General features: G+C 71.8%; 18 protein-coding genes and 6 tRNA genes. 14 read left to right on the top strand and 10 right to left on the bottom strand.

From position 1 onward, the window contains the following. The 3 genes from cobT to ABD378_RS34965 form a co-directional block, all read left to right on the top strand. Window positions 1-2613 (top strand): nicotinate-nucleotide--dimethylbenzimidazole phosphoribosyltransferase (gene cobT / locus ABD378_RS34955; RefSeq protein ID WP_344527776.1); only part of this gene is annotated, 2613 nt, incomplete at its 5' end. Between the two features lie 215 nt (window positions 2614-2828). Further along, on the top strand, window positions 2829-4061 hold the full coding sequence (gene cobA / locus ABD378_RS34960; protein WP_344527778.1) for a uroporphyrinogen-III C-methyltransferase: 1233 nt from the start codon (window positions 2829-2831) through the stop codon (window positions 4059-4061). A gap of 106 nt (window positions 4062-4167) precedes the next feature. Beyond that, the gene (locus tag ABD378_RS34965) at window positions 4168-4986 is read left to right on the top strand and encodes a TrmH family RNA methyltransferase (protein ID WP_344527780.1); all 819 of its coding nucleotides are present in this window, start codon (window positions 4168-4170) and stop codon (window positions 4984-4986) included. Here ABD378_RS34965 and ABD378_RS34970 read toward each other — a convergent pair. Then, window positions 4977-6314, bottom strand: a complete 1338-nt coding sequence (locus tag ABD378_RS34970) for a serine/threonine-protein kinase (RefSeq protein ID WP_344527782.1) — start codon at window positions 6312-6314, stop codon at window positions 4977-4979. The two genes, ABD378_RS34965 and ABD378_RS34970, sit on opposite strands and share 10 nt — an antisense overlap. Before the next feature lie 195 nt (window positions 6315-6509). On the opposite strand from ABD378_RS34970, the gene ABD378_RS34975 reads away from it, so the two are divergent. From ABD378_RS34975 to ABD378_RS34990, 4 genes are all read left to right on the top strand, one after another. Continuing rightward, complete coding sequence (locus ABD378_RS34975) at window positions 6510-6776, top strand: hypothetical protein (RefSeq protein ID WP_266868958.1); 267 nt, start codon at window positions 6510-6512, stop codon at window positions 6774-6776. Window positions 6777-6974: 198 nt separating this feature from the next. After that, complete coding sequence (locus ABD378_RS34980) at window positions 6975-7181, top strand: hypothetical protein (protein WP_160503827.1); 207 nt, start codon at window positions 6975-6977, stop codon at window positions 7179-7181. 269 nt (window positions 7182-7450) lie between these two features. Continuing rightward, window positions 7451-8389: an aminoglycoside phosphotransferase family protein gene (locus ABD378_RS34985; RefSeq protein WP_344527787.1), complete on the top strand. Its 939-nt coding sequence runs from the start codon at window positions 7451-7453 to the stop codon at window positions 8387-8389. 69 nt (window positions 8390-8458) lie between these two features. Further along, window positions 8459-8791, top strand: coding sequence for a TFIIB-type zinc ribbon-containing protein (locus tag ABD378_RS34990; protein WP_344527789.1), 333 nt, complete (start codon window positions 8459-8461; stop codon window positions 8789-8791). A 54-nt stretch (window positions 8792-8845) separates the two neighbouring features. Here ABD378_RS34990 and ABD378_RS34995 read toward each other — a convergent pair. The 5 genes from ABD378_RS34995 to ABD378_RS35015 form a co-directional block, all read right to left on the bottom strand. Continuing rightward, a tRNA-Val gene (locus ABD378_RS34995) sits at window positions 8846-8920 on the bottom strand. 29 nt (window positions 8921-8949) lie between these two features. Further along, window positions 8950-9021 (bottom strand) — tRNA-Val (locus ABD378_RS35000). Window positions 9022-9062: 41 nt separating this feature from the next. Then, window positions 9063-9134 (bottom strand) — tRNA-Val (locus ABD378_RS35005). Window position 9135: 1 nt separating this feature from the next. Continuing rightward, window positions 9136-9209 (bottom strand) — tRNA-Cys (locus tag ABD378_RS35010). A 39-nt stretch (window positions 9210-9248) separates the two neighbouring features. After that, window positions 9249-9321, bottom strand: a tRNA-Gly gene (locus ABD378_RS35015). A 163-nt stretch (window positions 9322-9484) separates the two neighbouring features. On the opposite strand from ABD378_RS35015, the gene ABD378_RS35020 reads away from it, so the two are divergent. The 3 genes from ABD378_RS35020 (at window position 9485) to ABD378_RS35030 (ending at window position 12263) form a co-directional block, all read left to right on the top strand. Then, a complete protein-coding gene (locus ABD378_RS35020) occupies window positions 9485-10543 on the top strand; it encodes a chorismate-binding protein (RefSeq protein WP_344527894.1) in 1059 nt (352 codons plus the stop codon). Continuing rightward, window positions 10543-11364 carry an aminotransferase class IV gene (locus tag ABD378_RS35025; protein ID WP_344527791.1) on the top strand — a complete coding sequence of 274 codons (822 nt, stop codon included), beginning with the start codon at window positions 10543-10545 and terminating at the stop codon, window positions 11362-11364. The genes ABD378_RS35020 and ABD378_RS35025 overlap by 1 nt, the downstream gene beginning before the upstream one ends. Window positions 11365-11438: 74 nt before the next feature. Beyond that, window positions 11439-12263 (top strand): GNAT family N-acetyltransferase, encoded by an 825-nt coding sequence (locus tag ABD378_RS35030; protein ID WP_344527793.1) that lies wholly within the window; start codon window positions 11439-11441, stop codon window positions 12261-12263. A gap of 29 nt (window positions 12264-12292) precedes the next feature. Here ABD378_RS35030 and ABD378_RS35035 read toward each other — a convergent pair whose 3' ends face one another. Next, window positions 12293-12829 carry a DsbA family protein gene (locus tag ABD378_RS35035; RefSeq protein ID WP_344527795.1) on the bottom strand — a complete coding sequence of 179 codons (537 nt, stop codon included), beginning with the start codon at window positions 12827-12829 and terminating at the stop codon, window positions 12293-12295. A gap of 198 nt (window positions 12830-13027) precedes the next feature. Here ABD378_RS35035 and ABD378_RS35040 point away from each other — a divergent pair, with 198 nt between their 5' ends. Then, window positions 13028-13471: a hypothetical protein gene (locus ABD378_RS35040; protein ID WP_344527797.1), complete on the top strand. Its 444-nt coding sequence runs from the start codon at window positions 13028-13030 to the stop codon at window positions 13469-13471. Between the two features lie 75 nt (window positions 13472-13546). Here the strand turns inward: ABD378_RS35040 and ABD378_RS35045 are convergent, their stop codons facing one another. After that, window positions 13547-15106, bottom strand: coding sequence for a DUF4874 domain-containing protein (locus ABD378_RS35045; protein WP_344527799.1), 1560 nt, complete (start codon window positions 15104-15106; stop codon window positions 13547-13549). Between the two features lie 182 nt (window positions 15107-15288). Here ABD378_RS35045 and ABD378_RS35050 point away from each other — a divergent pair, with 182 nt between their 5' ends. Next, on the top strand, window positions 15289-15459 hold the full coding sequence (locus ABD378_RS35050) for a hypothetical protein (protein WP_344527801.1): 171 nt from the start codon (window positions 15289-15291) through the stop codon (window positions 15457-15459). Between the two features lie 17 nt (window positions 15460-15476). Here the strand turns inward: ABD378_RS35050 and ABD378_RS35055 are convergent, their stop codons facing one another. After that, window positions 15477-16049 carry a CGNR zinc finger domain-containing protein gene (locus ABD378_RS35055; protein ID WP_344527803.1) on the bottom strand — a complete coding sequence of 191 codons (573 nt, stop codon included), beginning with the start codon at window positions 16047-16049 and terminating at the stop codon, window positions 15477-15479. Between the two features lie 240 nt (window positions 16050-16289). Then, complete coding sequence (locus ABD378_RS35060) at window positions 16290-16703, bottom strand: SsgA family sporulation/cell division regulator (RefSeq protein ID WP_003959770.1); 414 nt, start codon at window positions 16701-16703, stop codon at window positions 16290-16292. A 191-nt stretch (window positions 16704-16894) separates the two neighbouring features. Here ABD378_RS35060 and ABD378_RS35065 point away from each other — a divergent pair, with 191 nt between their 5' ends. Further along, window positions 16895-17326, top strand: a complete 432-nt coding sequence (locus ABD378_RS35065) for a TIGR02611 family protein (RefSeq protein ID WP_344527805.1) — start codon at window positions 16895-16897, stop codon at window positions 17324-17326. A 66-nt stretch (window positions 17327-17392) separates the two neighbouring features. After that, a tRNA-Val gene (locus ABD378_RS35070) sits at window positions 17393-17464 on the top strand. Window positions 17465-17578: the final 114 nt, after the last annotated feature.

Below are 17578 nucleotides of genomic sequence, written 5' to 3' on the forward strand. Positions count from 1 at the left end.
GGTCAGCCCGCGCACGCGTCGGGCGCGGGTCAGCCGCAGTTCGCCGTGGCCGGCGCGCAGCCCTGGTCGGACGCGCCGCTCGCGGCTGCCGGGCACGCGGCCCAGGGCCCGCACATCCCGCACATCCCGCAGGCCCCTCAGTACGTGGAAGCCCCCGTGGCCCAGGCGCCCGCGTCCCTCGGCCAGTTCGTGCCGGTCGAGGGTTCGGTGCCGACCACGCCCCACCTGGCACCGACGCCGCCGCACGCCCTGTCCGTGCCCCCGGAGCAGGTCGAGGCCCAGCAGCCCGAGGTCCCTCAGGCGCAGCCGGAGCCCGCCGCAGAGGCCGAGGCCCCCGCGCCGGACGCCGTACCGGCAGCCGAGATCCCGGAGACACCGGGCACCCCGGATTCCCCCGAGATCCCGGAGGCCCCGGAGACCCAGGAGCCCTCGGCTCTGCTCGAAGCGGCAGAAGTCGCAGAAGCGGTAGAAGCCGCGGAAGCCGCCCGCGCAGCAGAAGCCGCCCGCGCAGCAGAAGCCGCCCAGACCCCCGAGTCCGTGTCGCCGCAGCCCGCTGCCACCGTCCCCGCACCGCGTGACGGCGGAGAGTCAGCGGTGGCAACTCCCGTACCGGACACGGCGGAAGAGCCCGTGCCCGAGGTGCCCGAACCGGCGGACGCGGCAGCCGAAGCCATGCCCCTCGAAGTGGGCGAGGCCCCCGTCGAAGCGGAAGCAGCGGCAGTGGCCGAGGCCGAAGCCCCCGAGTCCGTGGCCGTCGCCGAAGCCGGGCCCGCCGAGGTGACCGAAGCCGCCGACCCGGCGGAAGCCCCGGACGGGACCGCCCTCCCGGAGCCGGTCAAGGAGTCGGCGCCGGTCAAGGAGCCGGTCAAGGAGTCGGAGGCGCCCGCCGCCCCCGCCTACGACGACGCCGAGCGCGAGGCCGTCCTGCGCGTCATGCGCGAACGCCGCGACATCCGTAACGGCTTCCGCAGCGACGCCATCCCGCACGAGGTCCTGCTCCGCGTCCTGGAGGCGGCCCACACGGCGCCCTCCGTGGGCCACTCCCAGCCCTGGGACTTCGTCGTCATCCGCTCGGCGGAGACCCGCCGCACCATGCACGAACTGGCCATGCGCCAGAAGGACGCGTACGCGAAGTCGCTCCCCAAGGGCCGCGCGAAACAGTTCAAGGAACTGAAGATCGAGGCGATCCTCGACACCCCGGTGAACATCGTGGTCACCGCCGACCCGACCCGGGGCGGCCGCCACACCCTGGGCCGCCACACGCAGCCGCAGATGGCGCCGTACTCCTCGGCCCTCGCCGTCGAGAACCTCTGGCTCGCGGCGCGCGCCGAGGGCCTCGGCGTCGGCTGGGTCAGCTTCTTCGACGAACGCGAGATGGTCAGAACCCTCGGCCTGCCCGAGCACCTCGAAGTGGTGGCCTATCTCTGTGTCGGATACGTCGACGAGTTCCCGGAGGAGCCCGAGCTGATGCAGGCAGGCTGGTCCAAGCGCCGCCCGCTCTCCTGGGTGGTCCACGAGGAGACGTACGGCCGCCGCGCCCTGCCCGGCGAGGAACCGCACGACCTGCTCGCCGAGACCGTCTCCAACATCCGCCCGCTGGACGCCAAGGCGCTCGGCGAGGCGTGGGAGCGACAGAAGCGGATGACGAAGCCGCCGGGCGCGCTCGGCATGCTGGAGATCATCTCCGCGCAGCTCTCCGGCCTGTCCCGGCAGTGCCCGCCGCCGATCCCGGAGCCCGCGGCCGTCGCGATCTTCGCGGGCGATCACGGCGTGCACGCCCAGGGCGTCACCGCCTGGCCCCAGGAGGTGACCGCGCAGATGGTCGCCAACTTCCTCGGCGGCGGCGCGGTCTGCAACGCCTTCGCCAATCAGGTGGGTGCCGAGGTCTGCGTCATCGACGTGGGCGTGGCGAGTGAACTCCCGGCCACCCCCGGCCTGTTGCCCCGCAAGATCCGCGCGGGCACGGCCGACATGACGACAGGCCCTGCCCTGAGCCGCGAGGAGGTCAAGGCGGCCATCGAGGTGGGCATCGAGACCGCCCGCGACCTGGTGGCCGCGGGCAACAAGGCCCTGCTCACCGGCGAGATGGGCATCGCGAACACGACGGCGTCCGCGGCCCTCATCTCCGTCTACACGGACACGGACCCGGGCGAGGTGACCGGCCGCGGCACCGGCATCAACGACGAGATGCACAGCCGCAAGGTCGATGTCGTGCGCCGCGCCCTCGAACTGCACAAGCCCGACCCGGCCGACCCGATCGGCGTCCTCGCGGCGATCGGCGGCCTGGAGCACGCGGCGATGGTGGGCCTGCTGCTCGGCGGCGCTTCCCTGCGTACGCCCGTGATCCTGGACGGCGTGAGCGCCGGCGCGGCGGCTCTGGTCGCCCGCGCCATCGCCCCCGAGGTCCTCGCCGCCTGCATCGCGGGCCACCGCAGCGCCGAGCCGGGCCACGTGGCGGCCCTCAACAAGCTGGGCCTGCGCCCCTTGGTCGACCTCGACCTCCGCCTGGGCGAGGGCACAGGCGCCCTCCTGGCCCTCCCGGTGGTCCAGAGCGCGGCACGTGCGATGCACGAGGTGGCCACGTTCGACTCGGCAGGGGTGACCGAGAAGTAACCCGTTTGTGGGCAGGCGTTCCGCATGGCGGAACGGGTGGGCACTAACACCCACGACCCGCAGACGATAAGGGGTCCGGGGCGAAGCCCCGGTTTCGGGAAGGGGCGGGGTTGGGGAACACTCCCGCCCCCGCCCCAGCCATACTGAACCCGCACGTCAGAACATTGCGCCGCCCCTCCACAGCGGCAGCGCCCCCGCACGAGGAGCCACCCGCCATGGCAGAAAGCCCCGCCTACCCCGTAGGCCTCCGCCTCACCGCCCGCCGCACGGTAGTGCTCGGCGGCGGACAGGTGGCCCAGCGCCGCCTGCCCGCCCTGATCGCGGCGGGCGCCGACATCCTCCTCGTATCCCCGACGGCGACCCCCTCGGTGGAGGCGATGGCGGACGCGGGTGAGATCACCTGGGAGCGCCGCCGCTACGAGCACGGCGACCTCAAGGACGCCTGGTACGCCCTCATCGCCACCAGCGACCCGGAAGCCAACACGGCGGCCTCCGCGGAAGGCGAGGCGCACCGCGTCTGGTGCGTCCGCTCCGACGACGCCGACGCCGCCACCGCCCTGACTCCCGCGACGGGCCGTTCCGCCGGCGTCACGGTCGCCGTCCTCACCACGGACATCCACGACCGCGACCCGCGCCGCACCGCCGCCATCCGCGACGCGCTCGTCGAGGGCCTGAGCGACGGGACCCTCGTGGCGCGCCAGCACCGCACCCGCACCCCCGGCGTCGCCCTCGTAGGCGGCGGCCCCGGCGACCCGGACCTCATCACGGTCCGCGGCCGTCGCCTCCTCGCCGAGGCGGATGTGGTCATCGCCGACCGGCTCGGCCCCCGCGACCTGCTCGACGAACTCCCGCCGCACGTCGAGGTGATCGACGCCGCGAAGATCCCGTACGGCCGCTTCATGGCCCAGGAGGCCATCAACAACGCCCTCATCGAGCACGCCAAGCAGGGCAAGTCGGTCGTCCGCCTGAAGGGCGGCGACCCCTTCGTCTTCGGGCGCGGCATGGAAGAGGCCCAGGCGCTCGCCGAGGCGGGCATCTCCTGCACGGTCGTCCCCGGTATCTCCAGCTCGATCTCCGTGCCCGGCGCCGCGGGCATCCCCGTCACGCACCGCGGGGTCGCCCACGAGTTCACGGTGGTCAGCGGCCACGTGGCCCCCGACGACGAGCGCTCCCTGGTCGACTGGCCGTCCCTGGCCAAGCTGCGCGGCACGCTTGTGATCCTGATGGGCGTGGACAAGATCGGCAGGATCGCCGAGGCGCTCACCGCACACGGCCGGCCGCCCGAGACCCCCGTCGCCCTGATCCAGGAGGGCACCACCGCGGCCCAGCGCCGCGTGGACGCCACCCTCGCCACGGTCGCCGCCGAGGTCGCCGCCCACGAGGTGAAGCCCCCCGCGGTGATCGTCATCGGCGACGTGGTGAACGTGGGTCCGGACAGCCCCGCGTAACCACACCGAGCCCCCGTGTAACCACACCGAGCCCCCGCGTAACCATCGGTAACCCAACCTGCCCCCGGGCGTTGGCACCACACCCAGGACAAGGCAGTATCACCCTGTGGCTGATCTCATCACCGTTGACGACCCCACCGACCCGCGCCTGCGCGACTACACGGGCCTGACCGACGTCGAACTGCGCCGCAAGCGCGAGCCCGCGGAGGGCCTCTTCATCGCCGAGGGCGAGAAGGTGATCAGGCGCGCCAAGCAGGCGGGCTACGAGATGCGCTCGATGCTGCTCTCCGCGAAGTGGGTCGACGTCATGCGGGACGTCATCGACGAGGTCCCGGCCCCCGTGTACGCGGTCAACCCCGACCTGGCCGAGCAGGTCACCGGCTACCACGTGCACCGCGGCGCCCTCGCCTCGATGCAGCGCAAGCCGCTGCCGACGTCGGACGAACTCCTTAACCGGGCGCGCCGCGTCGTCGTCATGGAGTCGGTCAACGACCACACCAACATCGGCGCGATCTTCCGCAGCGCCGCCGCCCTCGGCATGGACGCGGTCCTGCTCTCGCCGGACTGCGCCGACCCGCTCTACCGCCGCTCGGTGAAGGTCTCCATGGGCGCGGTCTTCTCCGTCCCCTACGCACGCCTCGAATCCTGGCCCAAGGGCCTGGAGGGCGTACGCGAAGCGGGCTTCAACCTCCTCGCGCTCACCCCGGACGAGAAGGCGAAGACCCTGGACGAGGCGGCGCCCCACCGCATGGACCGGGTCGCTCTGATGCTCGGCGCGGAGGGCGACGGCCTGTCCACGCAGGCCCTGGTCGCCGCGGACGAGTGGGTCCGCATCCCGATGGCCCACGGCGTCGACTCCCTGAACGTGGGAGCGGCGGCCGCGGTCGCGTTCTACGCGGTGGCGACGGGCCGCCCTCAGCTCTGAGAGCTCTGAGAACCCGGCCCCGGGTCCTGCCGCTGGCTCTGCTGTACGTCGCGCACATCGTGCACGCCGCTGCCGCCGAGCCCGCGCGCGGGCCCCTGGCACCCCTGGGCCGCCGCGATCCCCAGGGCCACGAGCAGCGTCACGACCACGAACACGAAGAGCCGCTGGCGCAGCAGCCGAGGATTGGCGGGCCGCCGCGCGCCACCGGAGCGTGTCGTGTTCCGGGGCGTCGCGGGCCGCGAGCCGGACCGCGAGGAACTGGACCCGGCCCGCGAGGAATTCGGCCGTGAGGAACCCGTGCGGGATGAACCCGTACGGGAGGACCCGGTCCGCGAGGAACCGGTGCGCGGGGAACCCGGCCGCGACGAACCGTCCCGCGGCGGGGGAGTGCCCTGCGGGTGACGCCGCTGGGTGCGCTGGTCCGCGTACTCCTCGGCCATCCGCCCCGTCGGCCGGTCCTGGTCCTGCCGCGGCGCGGGCGGCCGCGGGTCGGTGAGGCCCTGGGCCTCACGGGCCGCGATCTCCTTGAGCCTGAGCGACAGTTGGAGCGTGCTGGGGCGCTCCTCGGGGTCCTTGGCGAGGCAGGCCCGGATCAGCGGGGCGAGCGCGTCGGGAACCCCGCCGAGCTGCGCCTCCTCATGGACGACGCGGTAGAGCATGACCTCTGAACTGCCGTGCCCGAAGGGCGAGTCCGCCATCCCCGCGTACGCCAGCGTGGCGCCGAGGGCGAACACGTCCGTGGCGGGCGTGACGGCGGCGCCGCGCACCTGCTCGGGCGCGAGGAATCCGGGCGACCCGACGGCCGTGCCCACATGGGTCAGCGTCGAGGCACCGGTGGCCCAGGCGATGCCGAAGTCGATGATCCGCGGCCCCTTCGGGGACAGCAGGATGTTCGACGGCTTCAGGTCGCGGTGCACGACACCCGCTTCATGCACGGCGACGAGCCCTTCGGCGAGCGCCGAACCGACGACCGCCACATCGGCCGCGGAGAGCGGCCCCTCGGCGGCGACCTTGTCGTGCAGGGAGGGCCCGGGAACGTACTGCGTGGCGAACCACGGCCGGTCGGCGTCGAGATCGGCGGCGACGAGCCGCGCGGTGCAGCCACCGCGGATCCGCCGGGCCGCGGAGACCTCGCGCGCGAAGCGCGACCGGAACTCCTCGTCCTCCGCCAGATCGGGCCGGATCACCTTCAGGGCGACGCGCTGCCCCCGCCGGTCCGACCCCAGGTAGACGACACCCATGCCGCCGGCGCCCAGCCGCCTGTGCAGTCTGAACGAGCCGACGACACGCGGGTCCTCGCGCCGGAGCCGCATCATCGCCATGTCCATCCCCGCTGCCCGGTCCGTTGTCGTGCCACAGCTTACGTTTCCGTGGCCGGGCAGGTGCAGAGGCCGCGCCCTCGCGGCCCGACCGATTGTCAGTGCCGGGTGGGAAACTTGAAGAGTGGTCAGGGGAGCCGGGGCGCGCGGCTGTTGTGCCGGACGCCGTCCCCAACCATCCATCGCTGAAGGGGGATTGATCCCGTGAAGGGTGATCGCGTGGAGATAGTCGTGGACGCCGGGGACACGACACGGACGTACGAGGTGGTGGCGAGCCGGGCGGGCCGCCGGGTGGAGACGGCGGTCCGCAGAGGGGTGGTCGAAGTGAGCGAAGTCACCCGCAGCGGCTCCGTGGTGCGCACGGCGCGGTTCATGGCGACCCGCGTCCTGGCGCTCGTCGAGCAGCCCGTGCCCAGAGAGGACACATCCGAGCAGGCGGCCCGTCCCCTCCGGGAAGACCCCGAGACCTAGGACCCCGTCTCCACCCATGGGAGTACGCGAGCGACGATCGCTCATCCTCCGGGAGGCCCGGCAATCGGTACGAGGGCATGACGACCCAGGGCTCCCGCGCACCTAAATTTGAGGTCAAGCGGCGGGTGCAGCACTCGTCCCCCGAGGTCAAGCACCCGCCGCTGCCAAATCCATACAGACTCGGTCAGGAGAGGAACCATGGCGGACACGGCACCGCGGGCAATGATCCGCACGCAAGGACGTAAGGCTTTCGCCACGTTCGGCGTCCGCCCGTCCGGCACGCGCCACCCCTTGGTGGCGACGGCCATGGTTCTTCCTCTGGCGGCCCTGCTGGTAGTCGTCTTCGGCGGCTGGGAAGCAGTGGTCACACAGGCGTCGTCCGTGGGCGTGATGCTGGGGCGCTGAGCGGCGCCCCAGGCCCGGATGAGCGGTCCGGGCGGGGACATCCGGCCAGGAAACCCCGTGGGGACGGGGGTGCGGCGGACGGCACGAGAAATGCCCGCGCAGCTGGGGAGCTGCGCGGGCACTTCTTTGCGCGCCGGGGCTCTGCGGGGATCTCGTGGGCGCCGTAGATCACCGGCTGCGCCGAGCTCGTCCTCAAACGCCGGACGGGCTGGATGTCCCAGCCCGCGTACGCTCACCGGGAACGCCGATCGACGCACCTCGGGGGACCCTTGACCGCCTTGCTGCCCGCGCTGACCGCCAAGGTCCGTCACACAGCCCACCGCGCCCCGCGGGCCTGCGCCTGCGCCCCCGAGGCCGTTTTGGTGGACCGGGACGACGCCACCGTCGTCCGGCACGGGGGCATCGTCGCCAAGGCCCACGCCCCCGGTACGGACCCCACCGGGCTCGCGGCCCGCCTCAAGGTCGCCGCCGCCCTGAACGGCACCCTCCTCCCTCCGCTCGGCGAGACCGCGGTCCCGCTCCACGGCCGCCTGGTCACCCTCTGGGAGGCCGGCACCCCGGTGGACCGCGACGACCCCGACGCCGCTCCCTGGGAAGCCGTCGCCACCCTCCTCGCCCGCCTGCACGCCACACCCACGGCCGAACTCCCGCACCCGCTCCCGGACATGCGCGGCCCCACCAAGGCCGCCCGGGCCATGACGCGGATGCGGGCCGCGAGTCCGCACCCCGCGGCCGTCCCCGTCGAGCGCGCCTGGGCCACGCTCCCCGCCTGGGCGCGAGCCGAGGCCCCGGCACCGCTCCCGGGGCTCCTGTGCCACGGCGACCTGCACCTGGGCCAGCTGGTCCGCACCCCCGAAGGGCGCTGGCTGCTCATCGACGTCGACGACCTCGGCCTCGGTGACCCGGCCTGGGACCTGGCCCGCCCCGCGGCCTGGTACGCCTGCGGCCTTCTCGCCCCGGAGGAGTGGACCCGCTTCCTCGCCGCCTACCGCGCGGCACGCGGACCGGCGATCCCTGCCGACGGCACGGACCCCTGGCCCGCCCTCGACGTACCGGCCCGCGCCCTCACCGCGCAGACCGCCGCCCTGGCGATCGCCAAGTCGGTCAAGGAGAACCGGCCCCTGGACGAGATCGAGCAGGCAGTGGTCGACGCCTGTGATCGAATGGCCGCCGTCCCGCCGGAGTTGGCGCCCACCGCCACGAAGTAGGGTGCAACGCACCGAAGCCGGGAAGAGATCCGGCCACGCAGTCACGACCGGCGAGGAGTTGAGCCGACCATGCAGTGTCCCAAGTGCCATGCACCGATGCACACGTACAACCGCAATGGCGTCCAGATCGAGCAGTGCAGCGGTTGCCGCGGGATATTCCTCGACTATGGCGAGCTCGAGGCCCTGAGCCGGGTCGAGTCCCAGTGGGGCGGCCAGCAGGCCCCGCCCCCGCCGGCCGCCCCGCAGGCGTATCCGGCAGCTCCCGCTGCCCAGGCGTACCCGGCCGCCCCCGCCCCGGCGTGGGGCGCTCCCCAGCACGGCGGCCACCACGGCGGTCACGGCGGGCAGTACGGCCACAACAAGCGCCACAAGAGCTTCGGGCACATGCTCTTCTCCTCCTGACCGGAGGAACGACGAAGCCCCCGGCCGTGGGAACGGCCGGGGGCTTCGTACGGATGGTGCGCGATACTGGGATTGAACCAGTGACCTCTTCCGTGTCAGGGAAGCGCTCTCCCGCTGAGCTAATCGCGCAGGTCAACCTGCGTGTGCTGCGTACTGCGTGCGCGATACTGGGATTGAACCAGTGACCTCTTCCGTGTCAGGGAAGCGCTCTCCCGCTGAGCTAATCGCGCGGGTTCAGACCTCAGGAAGGCGAGCCTTCGAGAAGATCCAGTGGACGATACTGGGATTGAACCAGTGACCTCTTCCGTGTCAGGGAAGCGCTCTCCCGCTGAGCTAATCGTCCTTGGAGGTGGAGACGGGATTTGAACCCGTGTAGACGGCTTTGCAGGCCGTTGCCTCGCCTCTCGGCCACTCCACCAGGAGTGCGGGGGTTCGGGAAGATCCCCCACTTCCTGCGAGCGGACGACCAGGTTCGAACTGGCGACCTCAACCTTGGCAAGGTTGCGCTCTACCAACTGAGCTACGTCCGCTTGTCTTTCCCGGCCCGCTTGCGCGTCCCGGCGACGTGTTGAACTCTAGCGGATTCCTGGGCCAGTACAAAAACGCGTTTGCGCAGCGTGCTGCGCTGTCACCGGCCCGGGGCGCGACCAGGACACCGGTCATAGACTCACAGGCGTGCACAGCGCCCCTCAGATGTCCTCCCGGCCGCCCTCCGGGGCGCCCCTGCCCATGGCGCGCTTCGGCGGCCTGCTCGCGACCGGCCTCAGGGACGTGACCAGCGATCCCTCGGCCCTGGATTCCCGCGGCTTCTGGGCGGTCAGCGCGAGCTTCGAGGGCGAACTGGTCTGTGCCCGCTTCGACGACGTACGCGAAGAGCCGGTGCCCGCCCCGGTGCCGGGGGCGTGGCAGGGTCCTGCCGCCGGTGACTGGACGTCGTCGCTCGACCGCGCCGCGTACGTGGACGGTGTGCGGCGCGTGCGCGAACACATCGCGGCGGGCGATGTCTATCAGGCGAACCTCTGCCGCGTGCTGTCCGCGCAGGTCCCCGATGGTGCCGACGTCGACGCCCTGACCGCGCTCCTCGCACGCGGGAACCCCGCTCCGTACGCCGGGACGATCCGCCTGCCCGAGCACGGCGTCGAGATAGCGACGGCCTCGCCCGAGCTGTTCCTGCGCCGCGAGGGGCGGGTCGTGGAGTCGGGGCCGATCAAGGGCACGGGCCGCACCGAGGCCGATCTCCTGGAGAAGGACTACGCCGAGAACGTCATGATCGTGGACCTCGTCCGCAACGACCTCGGGCGGATCTGCGTGACCGGCTCCGTGACCGTCCCCGACCTCTGTGTGATCGAGAAGCATCCCGGGCTCGTCCACCTCGTCTCCACCGTCCGGGGCGAGCTCGTTCCCGGCGCCGGCTGGCCGGAACTCTTCGCCGCCGCGTTCCCGCCCGGTTCCGTCACCGGCGCCCCCAAGTCCAGCGCCCTGCGCATCATCGACGCCCTGGAGACCGCGCCCCGCGGTCCCTACTGCGGCGGCATCGGCTGGGTCGACGCCGACCGGGGCACCGGCGAACTGGCCGTCGGCATCCGCACCTTCTGGATCGACCGCGCGGAGGGCGTGCTGCGGTTCGGCACGGGCGCCGGGATCACCTGGGGCTCCGACCCCGAGGGGGAGTGGCGGGAGACCGAGCTGAAGGCGGAACGGCTGCTGGCGGTAGCGTCGGGAGCGTACGAAGTGAGTGGAGGGACCTCTTAGTGAAGATCTGGCTCAACGGCGGCCTGCAGGACCTCGAGACCGCCCGTGTCTCCGTGCTCGACCACGGCCTCACCGTCGGCGACGGAATCTTCGAGACGGTGAAGTCGGTCGAGGGGCGGCCCTTCGCGCTGACCCGGCATCTGGACCGCCTCGCCCGCTCGGCACACGGCCTCGGCCTGCCCGAGCCGGATCTCGACGAGGTGCGCGCGGCCTGCGCCGCCGTCCTCGACGCCAACCCGATGCCGCTGGGTCGGCTGCGCATCACGTACACCGGAGGCATCTCGCCGCTCGGCTCGGACCGTGGCGACCAGGGTCCGACGCTGGTCGTCGCCCTCGGGGAGGCGAACAGGCGCCCCGACACGACCGCCGTGATCACGGTGCCGTGGACCCGCAACGAGCGTGGCGCCCTGACCGGCCTGAAGACCACCTCGTACGCCGAGAACGTCGTCGCCCTCGCGCGCGCCCACGAACAGGGGGCTTCGGAGGCGCTGTTCGCCAACACGGTGGGGCAGCTGTGCGAAGGCACGGGAACGAACGTCTTCGTGGTGCTCGACGGCGAGCTTCACACGCCGCCGGTGGCCTCCGGGTGCCTGGCGGGCATCACGCGCGCGTTGGCCGTCGACTGGACGGGCGCGCGCGAGACCGATCTGCCGCTCGACGTCCTGGACCGCGCCGACGAGGTGTTCCTGACCTCCACGCTCCGTGACATCCAGGCCGTGCACCGTATCGACGGCCGTGAGCTGCCGGGCGCACCCGGCCCGGTGACCGCGAAGGCGATGCGGATCTTCGACGAGCGGGCGGCGGAAGACCTCGACCCGTGACCGGTCGGGCAAGTGGCCGCAACCGCACGTAATCCTGATGACGCACGAGCCGCAGGGCGGGTAGAACACCTCTGATGACCACGACCCTGCGGCCGACCGGGCCGCTTCAGCAGAGCGCTGACGGCGCGAAGTCACGCACGTACGAAGTGTGTGTGAACAGCCGTCCTGTGGGCGGGATAGAACTCGCCACGCACGCCGTGTTCGGGCCCGGCGTGGCCGAGATGCGGGACCTGAGCATCAAGGAGACCGACCGGAGGCGCGGTCGCGCCACGGTCGCCGTGCTCGCCGCCGAGGAGGTGGTGCGCGGCTGGGGCTGCAAGCGGATCGAGGTGGCCGTGCCCGCCGAGGCCGCGGCGGCCCACCGCCTCCCCGTGTCCGTCGGCTACGTGGAGCGCAACCGCCACATGGCCAAGCCCCTGGCCGCCGAGCCGCCCGCGCTGCCGGCGGGCGTCGAGGGGCGGGAGATGAACGAGGACGAGTACGAGGTGTGGCTGGCCCGCGAGAAGGAGGACTACGCGCGCACCTGGATCGAGCGCGGGGTCCCGGAGGCGGAGGCGCGGGCCAAGTCCGACGCAGACCACGCCGACCACCTGCCCCAGGGCCTCGCCACCCCCGGCACCAGCCTGTGCGTGCTCACCCACGAGGGCGTGAAGGTCGGCAATCTCTGGCTCGCCCTGCGTGACGGCGACGCGTTCGTCTTCGACGTGGAGGTCGACGAGGAGCACCGCGGACGCGGCCACGGCCGCTCCCTGATGCTCCTCGCGGAGACCCAGGCCCGGGACGTGGGCCTCGGCCGCATCGGCCTCAACGTCTTCGCGGGCAACACCCCGGCCCTGCGCCTGTACGAGTCGATGGGCTACGAACCGGTCATGTACTACGTCTACAAGCAGCTGCTCTAGTACAGGAAGCCGCAGTACAGGAAGCCGCTCTAGGAGCCGTCCCGCCCGGAGGCCGCGAGCAGGAGGTCCGTGATCTCCTCGACGCGCTCGAGCAGGCCGTCCTGGCTCTTGCCGCCGTCGAGGCGCTCGCCCCCGATGACGTACGTCGGTGTCCCGGTGACGCCGATCGCCTTGCCCTCGGCCTGGTCGGCGTCGACGATAAGCATGTGCCGGCCGTCGACGAGCGCGGTGTCGAACTCCTCCGCGTCCAGGCCGAGTTCACGCGCGGCCTCGACCAGGAAGGGTTCGCCCTCGCGGGTCAGATCCTCGACCCGGCCGAGCACGGCCTCGACGTACGCCCAGCCCTGGCCCTGCTCGAAGGCCTCCTCGGCGGCCTGGGCGGCGGCGAAGGCGTGCTTGTGCTTCTCGAGGGGGAAGTGCCGCAGCCGCAGGTCGACGCGGTCGCCGTAGCGGGCACGGAGCGTGCGTACGTCGTCGAGGGCGGTCCGGCAGTCCGGGCACTGCAGCTCGCACCAGATGTCGATGACGAGAGGGTTGGTGGGGTCGGCGGGGGCAGAGTCGCTCATGGGGCACAGTCTTCCAGCCCCGCGTCCGCCTCCCAACCGGGGCGGGGGCGCCGACCTGAACCTGCGGAGGAGGCGTGACCCTGATATGTCCCTGAAGTCCGCTCGAGGCGTGGCTTGTGAGGGTCCACCCGGTGCAGGATGGAGGGAGGACAGTGCCAGTCAGGGCCACCGTCTTCGCCCGCACGCCTGGAGGACCGGATGATTGCCGAGACCGTCTGTTCCGCCGTATCCGCGGCCGGCCTCGGCATTGCCGCGATCACGGCCTATCGCAAGCGCTTCCTCGCGGCGACGCGCCTCGCCGCCTACTCCCTGGTTCCGGTCGGCCTGGTGATGACCGGCGTCGTCGGATGGCTGGCCGACACCGCCTTCAGCATGAAGGCATGGGCGGGCTTCGGTGTCCTCGGCGTCGCCTGGCTGCTCTTCATGATCAGCCGCGCCGTGGAGCGCCGCTCCGGCGGCACCCGCAAGGAGCGCAAGGCCGCGAAGGCGGCCCAGCGTGAGGCGGTGGCCCCCGCGGCATCCGCGCCCTCCCTGGGCCAGGGCGCCCGCCCGGCCGCCCAGCCGGCGGCCAAGCCGAAGGCGGCCGCGCCCAAGGAGGACTTCAGCGACATCGAGGCGATCCTGAAGAAGCACGGCATCTGAGCGCGGCCCGGCATCTGAGGGACCACGGCATCCGAGGGGCCACGGCATCCGACGGGAGCGGTTCCCGCCCCTGGGTCAGCCGCCCAGCTGCACCTTCGCGACCACGTTCACGCCGTCGACCCACTCCGTCGACGCGTTCGCGCACCGCACCGCGCGCCCCCTCCCGGGGAACGCGGGGTCGGGCAGGGCCAGGCCCACGCGATGTGGACCGCGCGCCCCGGCGGGCACGGCGAGCTCCGCGCGTACGGTCGCCACGGCCGGGCCCGAGTGGTCGTCCCCGGTCTCCGCACGCCCCTGCGGCCGCCAGTCGCGCCAGTCCGCCCCGGTGTCCGTGGAGGCCACCGTCCGCCCGTCCGCGTCCAGGAGCACGAGCCGCACGGGACGCGGGTGCTTCGGCGCCGCGAAGCCGCGGTTGACCACGTCGACCTGCACGGGGAGACGGCCGCGCCGGACGCCGGACGGATCGTGGCGTGCCTCGCGCACCTCGATCCGGTAGCCCAGGTGATCCCGCAGATATTCGAACTGCGTGCGCGCCACCGGCCGCCCGTCACGCCCCCGGAAGTAGCCGTCCGAGACCGGAAGCAACGCGTCCGCAGTCTGCCGCTCGGTGAGCTCCGCCGTCTTCCAGGCCGGAACGGTCACTGTGGCGTTGTGCACCAGGGAGAGGCTGTCGAATCCCAGCGTCTGCAGCCGCCGCGCGGCGGCCACCCCCGGGATGACGGTGCTCCACGCGTACGGATCCGCGCTCTGCCCCTTGTCCCACGGCATCTCCCCGTCCACCATCCGCGTCCGCGAGACGTCGAGATAGCTGGGCCAGCCAGGGTTGTCGGGGACGTAGTAGTCCCATTCGCCCTCGCCGAGCGTCACGTAGTCGTTGTGGAAGCCGACCCGGTCAAGGATCGCCCTGTTGGTGATCATGTCGCGCTTCTCGGCGTAGCGGACCTGGGTGTGCAGGCCGGGCGGCAGCGCCTCGACGAGACTCGTCATGATGGCGGTGACGGCGTCGGGGTAGGTCTCGTGGGCGTAGTGACTTCCGTGCCACTCGCCCCAGGCGCCCAGGAAGCCGGCCTGCCACACGGCCACCACGTCGCTGTTGCGCGCGACGACCGGTGCCAGCTGCCCGATGTGCCGCTGGATGTCCCGCACGGTGTAGCGGCGGTTCTCCCGCACACCGTCGTCGTACACGAAGCGCAGGACGGCCGCGTATCCCTTGCGGCGCAGTCCGCGCAGGACGCTCTCGATGTTGTCCAGCGCGCTCGGCGGGATCGTGGAGGTCGCGAAGTCCCAGAGGTAGAAGTACAGCTGGGTCAGGTTGGCGCCGGGGCCGTACTCGCGCTCCAGGAGCTCCAGGGTCCGTGCGGCGTCGGGGGAGTGGTCCTGCTCGTTCGGCCAGGGGCTCGTCAGATCCACGGCGTTGTACGACATCTCGTAGCGGAACCCGCGCCGTGGATTGGCCAACGGGGCGCGGCCCGCCGGGTCGTCGGGGCGGATGCCGCGGTGGGGGCCCCGGTGCCAGGAGGTGGCCTGGGTGGTCGCCCTGGCGGCGGACGCGGTGGGTGCCGCGGAGAGCGGCACCAGCGCTGCCGCGGTCGTGCCGAGCGCGGTCGTCAACAACCGTCTGCGTTCGATGGGCATGAGACTCCCTCGTTCGTGTGGACGGCGGCGGTGCCGAGTCTGACGAGGTGCGTCGCTGGTGGGCCATGGACGGAACGCGCGGGGCGCTGGACTTTCGCAGTTCACGGAATGCGGCGAACTCCCGCGCCTTCCGGGCGTGTTGGTCACCGGTACCCCCGGGACTGAGTCATCATCGCCGCGAGATGCTGGACACCGCACAGGGCGATGCCGCCCCGCCGACCGATGAGCGAGCCGCGACCGAAGAGCCCAAGGGCTGTCTGTTCGCGCTCTCCCAGCCACCCCTGATGATCTTCCTGGCGGTGATCGGCGTCCTGCTCCTGCTGGGGTCGTTGCACGATCTGCTGGGGCCCTAGGAGGCGCCGCGGTGGGCTCAGCCCGCCGCTTCCTTGCGCCGGGCCCGGTAGGCGGCGACGTGCAGCCGGTTGCCGCAGGTGCGGCTGTCGCAGTAGCGGCGCGAGCGGTTGCGGGAGAGGTCGACGAAGGCGCGCCGGCAGTCCGGGGCCTCGCAGCGCCGCAGCCGCTCCTGCTCGCCGGCGACCACGAAGAACGCGAGCGCCATCCCGCAGTCCGCCGCGAGGTGGTCGGCGATGGAGGCGCCGGGCGCGAAGTAGTGCACGTGCCAGTCGTAGCTGTCGTGGTCGGTGAGCCGGGGCGTGGTGCCCGCCGCCGCGATCAGTTCGTTGATCACCGCCGCCGCGGCCCGCGGCTCGGGCGCCGTGAAGACTTCGTGGAAGCGGCTCCGGATCTGCCGGACGCCGATCAGGTCACGCTCCGAGAGCACGCCGACGTCACTTATGCCATGGCTTCGTACGAATTCTTCCAGGGCTGCGACGTCCGTGAGCCCCTCCGTCTCGGCGCCCGCCGCGCCCTCGGTGTCCGGCGCGGTGTTCACCAGATCGACCACGGCGTCGAGTGCGCACCGGGTGTCGTGGGTGATCAGCACGATTTGCTCCCTGGCCTGGGGGTAGTGGGGCCTGCCCTGCTCATGGAGAGCTCGGGGAAGGGTGCCCGCCGATGCTGGCCGATGCTAGCGGCTTCACGACACGACACACCGGCGCCGTCCCCGCGGGAATCCGCGGCGACGGCGCCGGTGTGTCTGCACGTGTGTCTGCACTGTGCGGTTGTCATGCCCGAGCCGTCGCCCCGAGTCGGACGGCGCCGGGCGCTCTCGCGCGGCCTGGAGCTAGCTTTCGGCCAGGATGTGCGAGAGCTCCGTATCCAGATCGAAGTGGCGGTGTTCCGTGCCGGGCGGCACGGCCGCGTCGGTTCGCTTCAGGAACGATTCCAGGGCCCGCGCCGGGGCCTCGAGCAGAGCCTCACCCTCGGGGGAACTCAGGGCGATGCAGACAACGCCCTGACCGTGGCTCCGGGACGGCCAGACTCGGACGTCGCCGGTACCGGTGGGCCGGTGCAGGCCCTCGGCGAGGAGGTCGCGGGCGAACACCCACTCGACGGTTTCCTCGGCTCCGGTGTGGAAGGTGGCGTGCACGGCATAGGGATCGGCCGTGTCATACCGCAGTCCTGCGGGTACAGGCAGTGAGGACTCGCTCGACACAACGAGGCGCAGGTGCAGCTCGCAGCTGACCGTGGTGTTCATAAGCGCCAGGGCCTTTCGCTCAGTGTGCGCTCGGGGATTCGCACGTCGGCGAAATCGACATGCCACCTACGGTGCCGTTGTAAACCCCTCTGAGGGTTTTGGGTGTCTTTAGGTAGCTCGTACGGCGGGTTGTTTGTTCGGTGGGTACAGCCATTCCAGTGACGGGTTTCCGTCCGGTAGGGTTTGGCCGTATGAATACGGGGAGTAACGAGCCGGGGGTTGCTGAAACAATCACCGGTACGAAGGACGAACAGCCGCTCGGATCGCGTGCGCCGGAGTTCATTCAGGCGCGCAAGGCGCTGCACCTCAGCTGGCAGGTGGGCGTCTTCGTCGTCGGCCTCGCTGTGGTTGCCGCGGGCATCGTCATGCTGCCGCTGCCCGGCCCTGGCTGGCTGGTGATCTTCGGCGGAATGGCGATCTGGGCGACCGAGTTCGTCTGGGCCCAGCTGGTCCTTCGCTGGACGAAGCGGAAGGTCACGGAGGCGGCGCAGCGCGCGCTCGACCCGAAGGTGCGCCGCCGGAACATCATCCTGACGACCATCGGTCTGGTGATCATCGCCGTGCTCGTCGGGATCTACGTCTGGAAGTTCGGCCTCGAGATGCCATGGAAGATCAAGGAGTGACCTCCGGGTGACTCCACGGCGGTCGGAGGCACCCGCTGACATGCGGTAATGTTCTCCGTGCGCCCGGGGCGATTAGCTCAGTGGGAGAGCGCTTCGTTCACACCGAAGAGGTCACTGGTTCGAACCCAGTATCGCCCACCCCGGAACTGCGGCCCGGAGGCTTACAGCCTCCGGGCCGCAGTCGTATTCGCTCGCTTTCCCGTGCGGCACAAGGGAATTGATGCCCCGTCGGCTGTCGCACGGAAAAGCGGA

The sequence above is a fragment of the Streptomyces rectiviolaceus genome, from assembly GCF_039533825.1.
Classification (GTDB): domain Bacteria; phylum Actinomycetota; class Actinomycetes; order Streptomycetales; family Streptomycetaceae; genus Streptomyces; species Streptomyces rectiviolaceus.